The sequence below is a fragment of the Nocardia vinacea genome (assembly GCF_035920345.1).
GTDB lineage: Bacteria > Actinomycetota > Actinomycetes > Mycobacteriales > Mycobacteriaceae > Nocardia > Nocardia vinacea_A.
In genome coordinates this window covers 5,263,088-5,277,982 of the sequence record NZ_CP109149.1, presented here as the reverse complement: position 1 = coordinate 5,277,982, position 14,895 = coordinate 5,263,088, and the positions used below count along the sequence as shown (strand labels likewise).

Sequence of the window (14,895 nt, the reverse complement as noted above, 5' to 3'; positions counted from 1 at the left end):
GGACAACCGCCTCAGGCGGCGTTGTTTACCTGCTTTTCGGGCCACCGGGATGCTGTGTGGTTGCCCGTGCTCGGACGGCCCCGCGACCGGTTCCGACGATGCCGGAATGGAACCGGATCGGACCCTCGTGGAGCCAGCGTAAGCGTTGTGCCCGTGCTAATTTGACGTTCGTGGACGCGGTGAGGAGCGGCGCGCCTGCGACTTGGGGTGAGGACGGCAGCAGGTGAGAATCCAACCGAGGCAACAGATTCTGGACGTGTGGCGCGCCATGCTGGCCGCGTGCTGGGATGGCAAGGACTGGCGCTGGGGCGGTCGGATGGATGCCAACTCTATCAGCGATTCCGAACAGTTGCTCTGCCTGCTGTATCCGGCCACCGAGATCGATATCTTCGCACTGGACAATCCGGATCGCATGGAGGACGACGTCAGTTCGGTCCTCGAACCGCTCGGCGGTCCGAAGCAGATCGGCAGCTTCGTGGTCTGGCTGCTCGAGCGCTACATCGAGCAGAACACACGTGACGACGGGCAGCCGAACTTCTCCGCGGGCAGTTATCTGCGCTCCGCCGATGAGCGTGAACCCAATACGGCGCAGCGCGGTATCGAGGTCGTCGACTCGTACTCGATGTCGCTGACCGTCTGTATGGCGGGCCTGCGCTTCCTGCGCACTTTCCGCGGTTGGGCTCGACCAGGGGAACTGACGCAGCGGATCGATATCCTCTCCGGGCAGCTCAGTGCGCGGCTCACCGCGGCGATGACCGGACTGGTCCGCAGTTTCGTCGTCAATACCGTTAAGCCGAAATCCCCTGAGGGACAGGCGATTCTGGGGATGTTGAACCAGACCGGTGAACCCGAGCAGGCCATGGTCGACGGTGTGCGGCGCAGTCTGGAACGGGTACGCGCGCGGCTGCGCAGTGACGTCACCCTGGGCCAGGAGAAATCGGTCAAGGAGCTCGAGGACGAGAATCTGCTGTTCGAATGCGGGTGGAGTTGGGGTGTGGTGCGCGACGCCACCGAGGTCGACTTCGTCGAGGAGCAGATCGCGAGTGAGAAAGGCGTCGCCGATCCGCGCCCGTATCTCTATTTCACGGTCGTCGCGCTGGACGGCATCAACGACTTGGTCTCTCCGCGCACCGGTGAGCTCGGTCTGCTCGACGAGAAACAGCACCGGCTGGCCCAGGCCCTGCGTACCCGCTGGGAGTTGACCCAGCGCTATTGGTCGACGGTCGCGCGGTTCGGCTCGGGCAGTTGGCCGCTGGAGGATATTCCGTGGCGCACCTCCGACGGCGAGCAGTCGGACTACTTCAGTCTCATCGTATCCGCCGTGCTGATCCAGGATCTCGTCGCGCGCACCGCCTCCGATGACGACTTGACAAGGGCCGTGGCCATTTTCGACGAATTGGCCGGCCGGGGCCGGATCATTCGCCGGACCATGCGCGAGGACCCCGCGGTCGCGCTGCACACGCCCGGTGTACGACTGACCCTGCGGGGCAGTGAGGGCGTCGGGGACGGACCGACGCTGCAATGGGAGGTTTCGGACTTCTCGGCGGTGTTGCTCAAGCGAATGCTGCAGGCGGCCAGGCTGTCCAACAATGTCGCGGCCCGCGACAAGCTGATGGAATTGGCCAAATCGGTGATGGAGCATCTGGATCGGCGCATGCTGCGGGCCGGTGCGCCCGGACTGTGGGACGATCCGGCGGGCGCGTTCGGGGAGAACGGCGATGCCGAGGTAACCAGGCCGTCCTGGTACATGACCGAGCGCGTCGTCGAATGTCTGGTGGCCGCGGACCGTACCTATCGTGAACCGCCGCCCAACTGGCCGGATCTGCAGGACGTCGCGCGGGTCATGCTGAATACCGCCGAGCATCGATTCGATCAGGAGATGCTCGGTGTGAGCATCGATGACACCTCGGGCAATCGGGCCGCGCTCGATCGCGTGGAGGACCATATCGATCAGGCCAGGCGGTTGGTGCGCGAGGATTCCGCGACCACTTTCGTGCACGCCCTCGACGCGCTGCGTGAACTCGACCGACTGGCCGCCGCCCGCCGCGACGCGACAAGGAACCCCTAGCGCATGATCGTGTTCGCGACCTCCGACAAGGGCGGCACCGGCCGCTCGGTGACCAGCTGCAATCTCGCCTATCGGATGTGTGTGCGGGGTAAGCGGGTCGCCTATCTGGATTTCGATTTCGGTTCCCCTACCGCGGGTGCGCTTTTCGAGATCAGCGGTGTGGAGCGCGGTATCTCCACTGGCGACGGCCTGCATTCCTACTTGCTCGGCAAGGCGGGCGTCGCCGCGCGAATCGACGTGCGAGACAACACCGATCGACGCGAATTACGCAAGATGCGCACGCGAACCGGCAAGCTGTTCCTATTGCCCGGCGATGCAGGTGGCGCGGAGTTCACCAAGATCGTTGACCACACCCTCGACAATTGCGCCAAGTTGCTGCTCGAATTGGATCAGGATTTCGACGTCTGCATTGTCGATCTCAGCGCGGGGCGTTCGGTGGCGATGGAAATCGCCCTGAAGGCAACGGCTTTGCCGCAGTTGTCCGCGATACCAGTGCGCTGGTTGGTATTTCATCGGTGGACCCGCCAGCACATCATCGCCGCACATGGTCTGGTGCGCGGGCAGTACGGGATCCTCGATTGCGGCGCGGGCGCGGGCCATGATCCCGAGGTGCTGCTGGACAACCTCAGGTACGTGCGCACCGCGGTACCGCAATTGAACGAGGCGACCGAATCCCCTGGGCCGCAGGCGGCTTGGTTGCATCAGCAGGACTCCATGTTGAAACGGCTGGCATCGACGAACAAGGTCGGTGCGAGCGCGATGCTCGGCGAGACCCCGGTCGAGCCGGTATTGCAATGGCGCGAACAGCTGATCCTGGACATCGACGTGCAGAAGGAAATTGCCAATAAGGCAACCGTCGAGGCCTTCGACACGCTCGCCGATCGCGTGCTCGACAGAGCCACCTGGCGCCGGATCTGAATCGACCGAACTCGAGAACACCATCCTGGAAAGGATTTCGAGCACATGGAGCATGCCGCAGGCTACAGCGAGGCCACCGAGCACCCGCGCGTCGCCAAGGTGCCGCTGTCCCATGTTTCGATCGAGGTCGGACATTTCTATATGCACGATCTGGCCAATGGCGAGGAGAAGATTCGCACGCAGTTTCGTCGGATCGTGCCGCTGGTCACGGCATTCACCGAGGCCGCGAAAATCGAATTCGGTCCGCGCGCCAGGGTGAGCACCTGCTTTCTGGTCGACGACTATTTCCGGTCCGATACCAATCCCGGCGAAATCCTCGACAAGTTGCTGCGCAATGCCGACGAATGTGGTTTGAGCATCGACTATTTGGCGCGCGAGGCGGGCTGCTGGGAAGTTCCGGCCGCCGAATACGGCGCGGTGAGCGCGCCGCGTATCGAACTGGCCGAGTTGGTCCGCGCCCGCATCGTGGCCGAACCGCCCGAGGGCGCGAACGGACGCAGACCGCCCACCGCGGAATCCGGCTGGCTGTGCAATGGCCGACGCGCCTCCGATGATCCCTCGGAGCAGGCCATGCACGACGAGCCGTACGAACCGGCCGAGGAGTTCGGGCGGCGCGAGCATTCGATTTTCCTCGATGTCGAAATGTGGAGCAAACAGACCCGAAAGGTGAACGGGCGCAAGGAAGTCTTCACCAAATGGTCCTGCCCGTATCTGGCCTCCATCTGGCAGTTGCTGCGACTGGGCATGCTGCGCTTCGACGGTATGCCGGTGGTCGAGCCGCAGCCGTGGGAGGCGGGTATGCCATGGCCGAGCAGTTGGTGGGAGATGCCCGCGGTGGTCCAGCTGAATCCGCGGGCCAAACCTTTTGCCGCATATCGGTCACTTTCGCTGCTGCCGCAGCGATATCTGGGTATCGAGCACGCGGTGCGGGTAATACTCGATCACATCCAACTCGACGACGAAGTAGTGGATCAGATCGTCGCCAGGGGCAACGAGGAGGGTATCGACGTATCGCGCAAGGTGACCGAACGCCTCACCCATTTCCTGCTGGACGGATCCTGACGTGAACGAACCGAACGATTCGGCCGCGCGCCGAATGCGCACGGCCCGCTCGACGCCGCATCTCAGGCAGCTGCGTCGTGGCCGAGCCGTGCGGCTGCTGGTGCGCGCTGGTGCGGCACAGACCAGGACACCCGCCGGACCCCTGATCGTATTCGGTGAGGTGGACACCTGCCTGCTGCCCGCGGCGACGCCGCTGCCACGCGGTGATCTCGAGGAACTGCTCGAGCTGGTGCCGGGCCGTCCGATGCTGTGGCGGGAGCGGCCGATGTCGCTCGCGGTTTCGCCGACCACCGCCGAGGGTGTGGATTGCCGGTTGGCCGCTCCTTCGCATCCCGATGTGCGGGCGATCGGCACGGTGGCAACGCATGCGGTCGTGGTCGGCGGACGGGTGCTGCAGAGTTCGGCGCAGACCAGAGTCGTGCGCGCCGCCGGCGATCAGCGCCGGACGTGGTCCCACTACCTGAGCCAGGTCGGGGTGTCCGAGGTGATCACCAAGGTCACCGCCGAAACCGGCGCCCGGCTGGCCGAAGGCTTCCTGGCCGCGGGCCCGCCGCCGGTGGCCACCCTCGATCTCGCGTCGATCGCCAACCGGCTGCTCGGCCGCATTCGGATGGATCACCGCCTCGATCAGCACACGCCGGTGCAATCGGGGACGACCAGGCTGCGCTGGGCGGCGCGGATCGGTGATCCGGCGCAGCCGGTTGTGTGGTTCCGGTTGCAGAACGATACGGTCCGCACCGCGTTGATCACGGTGCGCACCGAGGCGGAACTGGCTGATGTACAGCGGTTCTGCGAGGATCTCGCGGTGCACGATTGGCTGCTGTCGGTCACCGCCGCGGCGCTGGAGCAGTCCGATCTGTACCCGCCGGGCAGTGCGGAGTCGGTGGCGGTGCTGGCCCCGGTGCTGCACCACCTGGCACATCTGTGGGTGCCCGGCGCGCATTCGCCGCCGGCGCTGCGCGGGCTGTGGACCCAGCTGAATACCGATCCGGATTTCACCGCGGGACGGCGGGCATTGATCGATCAGCTGCACAATCGGGTGCTGGTGGCGACACTGGATGCGGTGCGGCACACCAGGATCGGCACCGAGGACTACAGCGCGGATTAGCCTCCGGGGTGCGATCAGATCCGGAACCATCGCCGGACCAGCAGTGCGAAGAACAGCGAATTGAGCACGAGTCCGGCGTAGGCCTCGACGATCAGGAGTGTCCGCCCGGCGCCCCTGATGTCCTCGAGATCGCCGATGCCGAGTGGATTCAGGTAGTTGATCAGGCACATGTGCAGCGCGGTCGGGATCGGCTGGCCGTCGGTGGCCCACAGCACGACGGTGCCGATGAGCAGTACGGCGGCGATCCAGCCGAGCAGCCGGAACGGCCGAAAACCGTAGCCGCACAGCACTTCGAGGGTCCAGTGTGGGATCCGCTTCCAGACCTGATCGACGGCGCGGCAACGAGCTTGCGCCAAGGCGTGCCCGCAGCGGTCCTGTGCGTCGAAGTCCTCCTCGACCCGGTGCAGTCCCACCGCGCGTTTGAAGGCCAGCACGGCATGGTGCGGCAGGTCGGCGGCGACCAGCGCGCGGCCGAGATGCTCATAGATTTCGGCGATCCGGGTGTTCTGGGTGCGGCTCAGCCGTCGTGGTCCGCGGAATTCGACCTCGGCGGCGAGAAGCGCCGTCAGGGCGGGCAGTCGTCCGTCGCCGTCCGCGGCGGGTTCCTGTGCCGCCGTGTAGATATGGGAGAAGACCAGGCTGTCGCCGGGCTGGGAAATCTTCACCGGGTCGTAGTCGAGTTCCAATGTCTCGACGTGGGTGTTGAAGGAGTCGAGGAGTCGCTGTTCGGATCCGGCTCCGGCCTGTTGGAAGTATTCGGCGATCTCACCGGCATACCGGTCGGCATGTCGATCGATCAGCATGGTCATCGAATTGACCGCCTTCTCGGCGGTGGCAGGTGGTAGTTGGGATAGGCCCGCGTATTCGGTCATCGTGTGTTCCCCCGGGTGCAGCCGTCACATTCGACGTGATACCCACCATACCAACGTGATTCGACTATCAATCCGGTGCGCGACCGCCCTTGAGCCATCGCTTGTCGTTCGGTCCGGGGAACCGCGAGGTAGTAGGCCAGTGATCGATGCGGTGTACCAGCACATCTCGGGGTTCGTCGGCGCCGAAGTAGCGCTGTTCGTATCCGGCCCAACGGAATCCCGCGTTCTTGTACAGCTTGACCGTGCGCTGATCGGTCGGTCGCACTGTGAGGTATACCGAATCCGCCTGTGCGGTCCGGCAACTCGTGACTGCCCGGTCCAGCAGCGCGCGGCCGAGGCCCCGATTGCGGTAGTTGGGCGCGACCGCGAGACCCATCACCCAGCCGCGGCGGCGGGTACCGACGCCGACGAGTGCGTAGCCGCGCACTCTGCCGCCGATTTCGGCCACCACCCAATCGGGTCCGTGCAGGTCGAACAGTTGCCGCAGCGTCACATACGGGTAGCACAGGTCGCCGAAATGTTCTCGCTCCAGCGCGGCGATATCGTCGAGATCCGCCAATCGTGCGGTCCGGAACACCGGTTCCCCCGCCCCCTCGGAATTATCCAATGCCCACCCTCCCGGTGTGAGGCTGCTTTCCAGCGTAAAGTGCTGGCGCAGTTGACGGACCGAGACCGCCAAATGCGATCCCTGCTCAGTCGCGGGTGGTGATGCGGATGTGTGCCATCTCGCCGGAGCCCCCTGGTGCTGCCTACTGATTCGGCGTGATATCCACCATAGCAATGTGATTCGACTCGTGGACGGCCGAATGCCGCGCTGGGGACCTCGTCCAGCGCGGCATTCGGGTCTAGCGGTGATGTGGTTACACGTTGGCGTAGGCCAGTGAGGGGACGCGGGCCACGGCGAACGAGGAGCGCAGGTAGAAGAACCAGGTGACCGCGGCCATGACCAGGAAGGCACCGGCGTAGGCCCAGAAGGCCGGGTTCATACTGTGGAAGTTGATGTTGGACAGGCGAAGTGCCTGCTGGAGCAGGTAGCCGCCGGAGGCGCCGATCGCGCCGATTACACCGATCGCGGCACCTGCTTGGCGCTTGGCCGAGGCGGCGGCGTCGGTGAGGTCGAGTCCGTGTTCGGATGCGTACTTCTTGGCTTCGGCGCTGAAGATGGACGGGATCATCCGGTAGGTCGAGCCGTTGCCGATACCGGTCAGCACGAACAGCACCAGGAAGGCGATCAGGTAGAGCGGGAAGCTCTTGGCCTGCAAGCCGGCCATGATCAGCACGCATGCGATCGACATACCGCCGAAGACGAAGATGGTCATCTTGGCGCCGCCGACCTTATCGGAGATCCAGCCGCCGAACGGACGGCTGAACGAGCCGACCAGCGCGCCGAGGAAGGCGAGATTACCGAGGGTGGTGATCCAGCCGATCTTGGCCAGATCCGGGAAGTTGGCCTTGATCAGCGTCGGGAAGGCGAAGGAGAAGCCGATGAACGAACCGAAGGTGCCGATGTAGAGGAACGACATGACCCAGGTGTGCTTATTGGTCAGCGCCAGCTTGTAGGACTTGCCGTCGGCCTTGGCCGTGCTGATGCTGTCCATGTATCGCAGTGCGCCGAACATGGCGATCAGGATGAACGGCACCCAGACCAGCACCGACAGCGTGATACCGAAGCGGTAGCCCGCCGCGTCCTTGGCCATGATGTGCGTGCCGAGGGTGATCAGCAGTGGCAGCACCAACTGGGTCTGCGCCACACCGAGATTGCCACCCGCGGCGTTGATTCCGAGGGCCGCACCCTTCTTCCCCTCCGGGAAGAAGAACGAGATATTGGCCATCGAAGACGAGAAGTTACCGCCGCCGAAACCGGCCAGTGCGGCAAGCACCATGAACACCCACATGGGGGTGCCGGGCTGGTTCACGAAGTAGGCGAGGCCCAGCGTCGGGATGAGCAGCATGGCCGCGCTGAATGCCGTGAACGCTCGCCCGCCGAATTTAGGGATGGCGAAGGTGTACGGAATGCGCAGTGCCGCACCGACAAGCGTCGGGGTCGAGGTCAGCAGCAGGGCATTGCTCACCGCGGTCGGGTTGCCCTTGCCGAGTCCGGCCAGGAAGTCGAAGCCCGCCAGGCCCATGCTGGTCACCACGGTGCCCCAGATGACCCAGACGCTGAAGCCGAGATTCTCGGCGAAGACGGAGAAGATCAGGTTCTTGCGGGCGGTGAGTTTGCCATCCGATTCCCAGAATTCGGTGTTGTCCGGCTCCCAGTGATCCAGCCAGCGCCCCTTTTTCTGATGCGTGAATACTGGGGTGTCCGACTGCTGGCCGGTGGCAGCTACTGCGGCAGTCATCGGCTTCCTCTCGATCTGGCTCGGTGGGTTCGCCGAGCTGCGGTCGAGACAAAGGTAAGAGTCGGTTGTTGCGTGTGAATGGCGCTGAGTGACGTTCCAGCCAAATCCGACTCACACGGCGCCGAGCGGGTCGGTGACCTATTGGTTACCTTGTCGAGCGGCGGGGTTTTCGGTCGGTTGACCAGAAGTCTAGCGGTCCGGATATTCGGCGATCAGCGATGCGAGGAAGCACCGCGCGGCCTGCGCCGCTCGATCCGGATCGCCATCGATAACGGCCTGCACCAATTCATTGTGCTCCGCATCGTAGGCATCGTCGGATTTCGCGCTTCGCGCCCGGATCACCTGTTCGATAATCGGCAGCAGCGAATCGTAGAACTCCAGATATACCGCGTTATGGCTGGCGACGACGATCGCGCGGTGCAGTTCCACATCGGCCTCGATGGCCGCGAGATTCTGTTCATCCCAGTGCTGCTGGCTGCGTTCCTCCAGTAGCCGGCGCAGATTCGCGATATCGGTCTCGTCGCGACGGCGCGCGGCCAAGGCCGCGGCATTGGTGTCCACGGCCATGCGCAGCTCCAGTACATCGCGTTCCTCCGCGTCGGCGAAGTACTTCGCGAGGGTGCCACCGACCTCCGAGGCCGCGATGACATAGGTGCCCGAGCCTTGGCGACGCTCCAGCATCCCGGCATGGACCAGCGCCTGCACTGCCTCGCGTACCGTATTCCGCCCGGTTCCGGTGAGCTCGGTGAGCTCCGGTTCGGTGGGGATTCGGGAGCCGATAGACCAACGGCCGGAACGAATTTCGGCACGCAGCTGCTCGGTTACCTGGGCAATGAGGCTGGTCCGCCGGACGGGTTGCACGGCATCAGAGTACCGCCCATCACAAATCTTGCCTCCTATCATGTGGTCATCCTATGATTTCGCGGTGACTGCAACTCTCCCGGAAACCACGACTCGCCCGGAATACGCCCGGGTCGAGCGGCGCAAACGTGCACTGACGGAAGGCCGACTGCTCGTCCTCGCCGCCATTGTGATGTCCGCGCTCACCCTCCGGGTCGCCGTCACCGCATTCTCGCCGCTGGCCGAGCGCATCGGCGCCGATATCGGTTACTCGACGGCCGTCGTCGGCGTCTTCGGCATGATCCCGACCCTGATGTTCGCGGTTTCGGGTCTGCTCACCCCGGTTTTCGTGCGCCGGATCGGGCTCGAGCGCACCGCACTCGTCGCGATGCTGATGGCCGGACTCGGCTTGCTGATCCGCGCGGTGGTCGGCGGCACCGCCGAACTGCTGATCTTCTCCGCGCTGGCCCTCGGCGGTATGGGTATCGGCAACGTGGTGATTCCGCCGCTGGTCAAGCGATATTTCCCGGATCGTCTCGCGGTGGTCAGCTCGCTGTACATCACCATGGTCCAGCTCGGCACCGTGGTGCCCGCGCTGATCGCGGTGCCGGTTGCCGACGCGCACGGCTGGCGTATCTCCCTGGGGCTGTGGGCGATTCTCGGCTTCGCGGCCGCGCTGCCGTGGCTCGGTGTGCTGCGCGATCGCCGCGGTCACGATCGGGTCGACAGCACAGCGCTGCCGTCGCGGACCGAGGAGCCCAAGGGCAAGGTCTGGCGTTCGCCGGTGGCCTGGGGGATGGCGGGCATGTTCGGTATGACCTCGCTGACCACCTACGCCATGTTCACCTGGCTGCCCAAGATCCTGTCCGAGGCGGGCGCGAGTGCCGGGTTCGGCGGAACCATGGTCGGTGTGTTCGCGCTGGTCGGGCTGGTGTCGGCGTTCACCGCACCGACGGTGGTCGCGCGGTTCCGCAATCCGTTCCCGTTCGTAGTGGGTTGTGCCGTCTTCTTTTTCACCGCATTCGTCGGACTGCTGATCGCACCGATGACTGTGCCGTTGCTGTGGGTCGTGCTGTTGGGCCTCGGCCCGAGCACCTTCCCGATGGCACTGACGCTGATCAATATGCGCACCAGGACCCCGCAGGGTTCGGCCGCGCTGTCGGGCTTCACCCAGGGCGTCGGATATGCGGTGGCCTGCGTCGGTCCGGTGCTGTTCGGCATGTTGCACAGCGCGACCGAGGGCTGGGCCGCACCGTTCGCGATGCTCGTCATCGCGGTGCTGGTGCTGCTCACCGGTGCATGGCAGGCCTGCAAGCCGCGCATGCTCGAAGACACCTGGAATTGATCGCGCCGTTCGAGTTGCGAGGTGGTGTGACGTCGAGCATGCTGTCCGCGTCACACCTCACCGGCCGGTAATTCGAAGATCGGCTGTTTGTGACGTGTGGAAACCGGTGTGTCACATGCGCGAAACATTTCGTTGAAGCTCACCCGGCTTTCCGGGGAATCGTGAGCAACCGTTGATTTGACGGTCATTTGGGGCAGCATTTCGGCAATACCCGTTTCCTACCGTGGGGCTAACCGATTTTGGGAGGCCCCTGTTGAGCACGCTGACGCGTAACCACAACATCGAGCATTGGGATGCCGAGGATGTCGCGGCCTGGGAGGCCGGTGGCAAAGACGTCGCCAAGCGGAATCTGATCTGGTCGGTCTTCGCCGAGCACGTCGGGTTCTCGGTGTGGTCCATCTGGTCGGTCATGGTGCTGTTCATGCCCACCGATAAGTTCGGCATCGATCCGGCGGGCAAGTTCTTCCTGGTCGCCATGCCGACGCTGGTCGGTGCGTTTCTGCGCATTCCGTATACCGTGGCCACTGCGCGCTTCGGCGGTCGCAACTGGACCATCTTCAGTGCGACACTGCTGCTCATTCCGACGCTGCTCACGCTGTACTTCATCAATCAGCCGGGCACCTCGTACACAACCTTCCTGGTCGTGGCCGCATTCGCCGGATTCGGTGGCGGCAACTTCGCCTCCTCGATGACCAATATCAATGCCTTCTACCCGCAGCGGCTGAAGGGTTGGGCGCTCGGGCTGAACGCGGGCGGCGGAAATATCGGCGTGCCCGTCATCCAGCTCGTCGGTCTGCTCGTCATCGCCACCCTCGGCAATGGCTACGCCTCGCTGATCTGCGCGATCTACCTCGTGCTCGTCGCGCTGGCCGGTGTCGGCGCCGCGCTGTTCATGGACAACCTGAAGAACCAGAAGGCCGATCTCTCCTACATGATCACGGCCCTCAAGGTGCCGCAGTCCTGGGCGATCGCCTTCCTCTACATCGGCACCTTCGGTTCGTTCATCGGCTACAGCTTCGCCTTCGGTCAGGTGCTGCAGATCAGCTTCAAGGCCGGTGGCGACACCGTCGCGCAGGCCGCACTGCATGCCGCGCAGATCGCCTTCATCGGCCCGCTGCTCGGTTCGCTGGCCCGGCCGTACGGCGGCAAGCTGGCCGACCGGATCGGCGGCAGCCGGGTCACCTTCTACACCTTCGCCGCGATGACCGCGGCCGCGGTGCTGGTCGGCGTGGCGAGCACCGCGGGTGACCGCAGCGGCGGCGTGCCGAGCGGTTCGGCGATGGTCGCGCTGGTCGCCGGATTCATCGCGTTGTTCGTGGTGTCGGGTATCGGCAACGGAGCCGTCACCAAGATCATCCCGTCGGTCTTCGACGCCAAATCCAAGAGCCTGGACTCGAGTCCGTCCGCCCAGGCCGCCTGGTCGCAGAACACTTCCGGTGCGCTCATCGGTTTCGTCGGCGCCATCGGTGCGCTCGGCGGTGTCGCGATCAACCTGGTACTGCGCTCCTCCTACGCCTCGACCAAATCGGCGACCACCGCCTTCTGGGTCTTCATGGCCTTCTATGTGGCCTGCGCCGCGGTGACCTGGCTGGTGTTCCTGCGCCGGCCGAGCGGCGTCGTCGACTCCGAGATCGTCACGCAGGCCGAGGCGCTCGTCCTCGAAGCCGAAGCAGGCAACCCGTCCCAGTCCACCAGTACGTCGGCCCGAGCCTGACGCCGAACCATCAACGGAGGACAGTCATGAACTCGACAGTCGACCCCACCCAGCGCAAGACCGTCGTGGTCGTCGGCCACGGCATGGTCGGGCACCGGTTCGTGGAGGCGCTGCGGTCCCGGGACGAGGCAGGCCAGTGGCAGGTCGTCATCCTCAGCGAGGAGCAGCTGCCCGCCTACGACCGAGTCGGACTTTCGTCGTACGTCGGCAACTGGGATCCCACCGCTTTGGCGCTGCCCGGTAACGAATACGCCGGTGACGCGCTGGTCGAGCTGCGGCTGGGCCAGTCCGCGCAGTCCATCGACCGCGAGGCACGCAAGGTCACCACCTCGGCGGGCGACACCATCGCCTACGACGCGCTGGTGCTGGCGACCGGTTCGTACCCGTTCGTGCCGCCGGTGCCCGGTCACGATCTGTCGGAGTGCTTCGTCTACCGGACCATCGATGACCTCGACGGCATCCGTGCGGCCGCTGCCGCGGCAGGCCCCGGTGCGGCCGGTGTGGTCGTCGGTGGTGGTCTGCTGGGCCTGGAAGCGGCCAACGCGCTGCGCCTGCTCGGCATGACGCCGCATGTCGTGGAGTTCAACCCCCGTCTGATGCCCGCTCAGGTCGACGAGGGTGGTGGCGCCATCCTGGAGAAGCTGGTCACCGATCTCGGGCTGCAGGTGCACACCGGTGTCGGGACCGCATCGATCGAGACCATCACGGACGCGGAATCGGCTGAGCGCCTGAAGGTTACGCTCTCCGATGACACGGTGATCGACGCCGGACTCGTGGTCTTCTCCGCCGGTGTCCGCCCGCGCGACCAGATCGCCCGCGACAGCGGCATCGAGGTCGGCCCGCGCGGCGGCATCGTTACCGATCTCGGTCTGCAGACCTCGGATCCGAATATCTATGCCATCGGCGAATGTGCCGCGGTGGAAGGTGTTTGCTACGGCCTGGTCGCCCCCGGCTACACCACCGCCGAGATCGTCGCGGACCGATTGCTCGGTGGTGCGGGCGAATTCCCCGGTGCGGATATGTCGACCAAGCTGAAGCTGCTCGGCGTCGATGTCGCCAGCTTCGGTGATGCGCACGGCACCACCGAGGGCGCGCTATCGGTTGTACTGCACGACGCCGCCAAGGGCACCTACGCGAAACTCGTTGTCTCCGATGACGCGCAGATCCTGTTGGGCGGCATCCTGGTCGGCGACGCGACCGCGTACTCGGCGCTGCGTCCGCTGGTCGGGCGTCCGCTGCCCGCCGAACCGGCCACGCTGATCTCGCCCGCCGGTGCCGAACTCGGTGCCGACGCACTGCCCGACGATGCCCAGATCTGCTCCTGCAACAACGTGTCCAAGGGTGCGATCTGCGGGGCCATCGAAGAGGGCGCCTGCGATATCCCGGGCATCAAGAAGTGCACGTCCGCCGGAACCTCTTGCGGCGGTTGTGTTCCCATGCTCAAGAAGCTGCTGGAGCAGTCCGGCGTCGAGATGTCCAAGGCGCTGTGCGAGCACTTCTCGCAGTCGCGCGCCGAGCTGTTCCAGATCGTCCAGGTCACCGGCATCCGCACCTTCTCCGGCCTGATCGCCAAGCACGGTAAGGGCTCCGGCTGCGATATCTGCAAGCCGACGGTCGCCTCCATCCTGGCCTCGACCTCGAGCGATCACATCCTCGACGGTGAACAGGCCGCGCTGCAGGACACCAACGACCACTTCCTGGCGAATTTGCAGAAGAACGGCACCTACTCGGTGGTGCCGCGGATGCCCGGCGGCGAGGTCACCCCGGATCAGCTGATCACCATCGGCCAGATCGCCAAGGAATTCGACCTGTACGTCAAGGTCACCGGCGGTCAGCGGATCGACCTGTTCGGCGCACGTGTCGAACAGCTGCCGCTGATCTGGAAGCGCCTTGTCGATGTCGGCATGGAATCCGGGCACGCGTACGGCAAGTCGCTGCGCACCGTGAAGAGCTGCGTCGGCTCCACCTGGTGCCGCTACGGTCAGCAGGATTCGGTCGGTATGGCCGTGTTGCTGGAGAAGCGCTACCGCGGATTGCGGTCGCCGCACAAGCTGAAGCTGGCCGTCTCGGGCTGCGCCAGGGAATGCGCAGAGGCCCGCGGCAAGGACGTCGGTGTCATCGCGACCGAGCACGGCTGGAACCTGTATGTCGGCGGCAACGGCGGTCTGACCCCGAAGCATGCGGTGCTTCTCGCTGGTGATCTGGACGACGAGACGCTGATCAAGTACATCGACCGGTACCTGATGTTCTACGTCCGCACCGCCGACCGGTTGCAGCGCACCGCGCCGTGGCAGGAGGCGCTCGAGGGCGGTATCGACTATCTCAAGCAGGTCATCTGCGAGGACAGCCTCGGCATCGCCGACGATCTGGAGGCGGCCATGGCCCAGCATGTCGCTGGCTATCGCGACGAATGGGCCGCGGTGCTCGACGACGAGGAGAAGCTGTCGCGCTTCGTGTCCTTTGTCAATGCCCCCGAAGAGGCCGATCCGACCATTTCGTTCGATGCGACCGGGGAGCGGAAGGTCCCTGTGTTGCTCGGCATGCCGGAAATCCCGGTCGCCACACGCGGGCAATAGCCGCTTAACCCCGAAGAAACAGGGCGCCTGTACCAATGGGTAAGGCG

11 protein-coding genes are annotated in these 14,895 nt (G+C 64.9%); 7 read left to right on the top strand and 4 right to left on the bottom strand.

Translation table 11 applies throughout. From position 1 onward, the window contains the following. Positions 1-223 precede the first annotated feature (223 nt). From OIE68_RS24145 to OIE68_RS24130, 4 genes are read left to right on the top strand one after another with little or no spacing between them, the layout of a single operon-like run. Entirely contained in the window at positions 224-2,068 is a 1,845-nt protein-coding gene (locus OIE68_RS24145) for an SCO2524 family protein (protein WP_327093395.1), read from the top strand. Between the two features lie 3 nt (positions 2,069-2,071). After that, positions 2,072-2,986, top strand: a complete 915-nt coding sequence (locus OIE68_RS24140; RefSeq protein ID WP_327093394.1) for an SCO2523 family variant P-loop protein — start codon at positions 2,072-2,074, stop codon at positions 2,984-2,986. A 45-nt stretch (positions 2,987-3,031) separates the two neighbouring features. Then, a complete protein-coding gene (locus OIE68_RS24135) occupies positions 3,032-4,048 on the top strand; it encodes an SCO2522 family protein (protein ID WP_040694812.1) in 1,017 nt (338 codons plus the stop codon). Between the two features lies 1 nt (position 4,049). Next, positions 4,050-5,156 carry an SCO2521 family protein gene (locus OIE68_RS24130; protein WP_327093393.1) on the top strand — a complete coding sequence of 369 codons (1,107 nt, stop codon included), beginning with the start codon at positions 4,050-4,052 and terminating at the stop codon, positions 5,154-5,156. Between the two features lie 14 nt (positions 5,157-5,170). Here OIE68_RS24130 and OIE68_RS24125 read toward each other — a convergent pair whose 3' ends face one another. The 4 genes from OIE68_RS24125 to OIE68_RS24110 all read right to left on the bottom strand — a co-directional run bounded on the left by OIE68_RS24125 (position 5,171) and on the right by OIE68_RS24110 (position 9,234). Beyond that, the gene (locus OIE68_RS24125; RefSeq protein ID WP_327093392.1) at positions 5,171-6,028 is read right to left on the bottom strand and encodes a hypothetical protein; all 858 of its coding nucleotides are present in this window, start codon (positions 6,026-6,028) and stop codon (positions 5,171-5,173) included. Positions 6,029-6,095: 67 nt separating this feature from the next. Then, a complete protein-coding gene (locus OIE68_RS24120; protein WP_327093391.1) occupies positions 6,096-6,635 on the bottom strand; it encodes a GNAT family N-acetyltransferase in 540 nt (179 codons plus the stop codon). A gap of 253 nt (positions 6,636-6,888) precedes the next feature. Next, a complete protein-coding gene (locus OIE68_RS24115; protein ID WP_327093390.1) occupies positions 6,889-8,373 on the bottom strand; it encodes an MFS transporter in 1,485 nt (494 codons plus the stop codon). A 189-nt stretch (positions 8,374-8,562) separates the two neighbouring features. After that, the gene (locus OIE68_RS24110; protein ID WP_327093389.1) at positions 8,563-9,234 is read right to left on the bottom strand and encodes a FadR/GntR family transcriptional regulator; all 672 of its coding nucleotides are present in this window, start codon (positions 9,232-9,234) and stop codon (positions 8,563-8,565) included. A gap of 64 nt (positions 9,235-9,298) precedes the next feature. On the opposite strand from OIE68_RS24110, the gene OIE68_RS24105 reads away from it, so the two are divergent. The 3 genes from OIE68_RS24105 to nirB all read left to right on the top strand — a co-directional run bounded on the left by OIE68_RS24105 (position 9,299) and on the right by nirB (position 14,848). Next, positions 9,299-10,558, top strand: coding sequence for an MFS transporter (locus OIE68_RS24105; RefSeq protein ID WP_327093388.1), 1,260 nt, complete (start codon positions 9,299-9,301; stop codon positions 10,556-10,558). Positions 10,559-10,808: 250 nt separating this feature from the next. After that, positions 10,809-12,272, top strand: coding sequence for a nitrate/nitrite transporter (locus OIE68_RS24100; protein WP_327101776.1), 1,464 nt, complete (start codon positions 10,809-10,811; stop codon positions 12,270-12,272). A 26-nt stretch (positions 12,273-12,298) separates the two neighbouring features. Beyond that, a complete protein-coding gene (gene nirB, locus OIE68_RS24095) occupies positions 12,299-14,848 on the top strand; it encodes a nitrite reductase large subunit NirB (protein ID WP_327093387.1) in 2,550 nt (849 codons plus the stop codon). The last annotated feature ends 47 nt before the right edge of the window (positions 14,849-14,895 follow it).

Coding starts and splice junctions, on each gene's coding strand:
- OIE68_RS24140 (WP_327093394.1), top strand. CDS start 2,072: ATGATCGTGTTCGCGACCTCCGACAAGGGCGGCACCGGCCGCTCGGTG.
- OIE68_RS24135 (WP_040694812.1), top strand. CDS start 3,032: ATGGAGCATGCCGCAGGCTACAGCGAGGCCACCGAGCACCCGCGCGTC.
- OIE68_RS24125 (WP_327093392.1), bottom strand. CDS start 6,028: ATGACCGAATACGCGGGCCTATCCCAACTACCACCTGCCACCGCCGAG.
- OIE68_RS24115 (WP_327093390.1), bottom strand. CDS start 8,373: ATGACTGCCGCAGTAGCTGCCACCGGCCAGCAGTCGGACACCCCAGTA.
- nirB (WP_327093387.1), top strand. CDS start 12,299: ATGAACTCGACAGTCGACCCCACCCAGCGCAAGACCGTCGTGGTCGTC.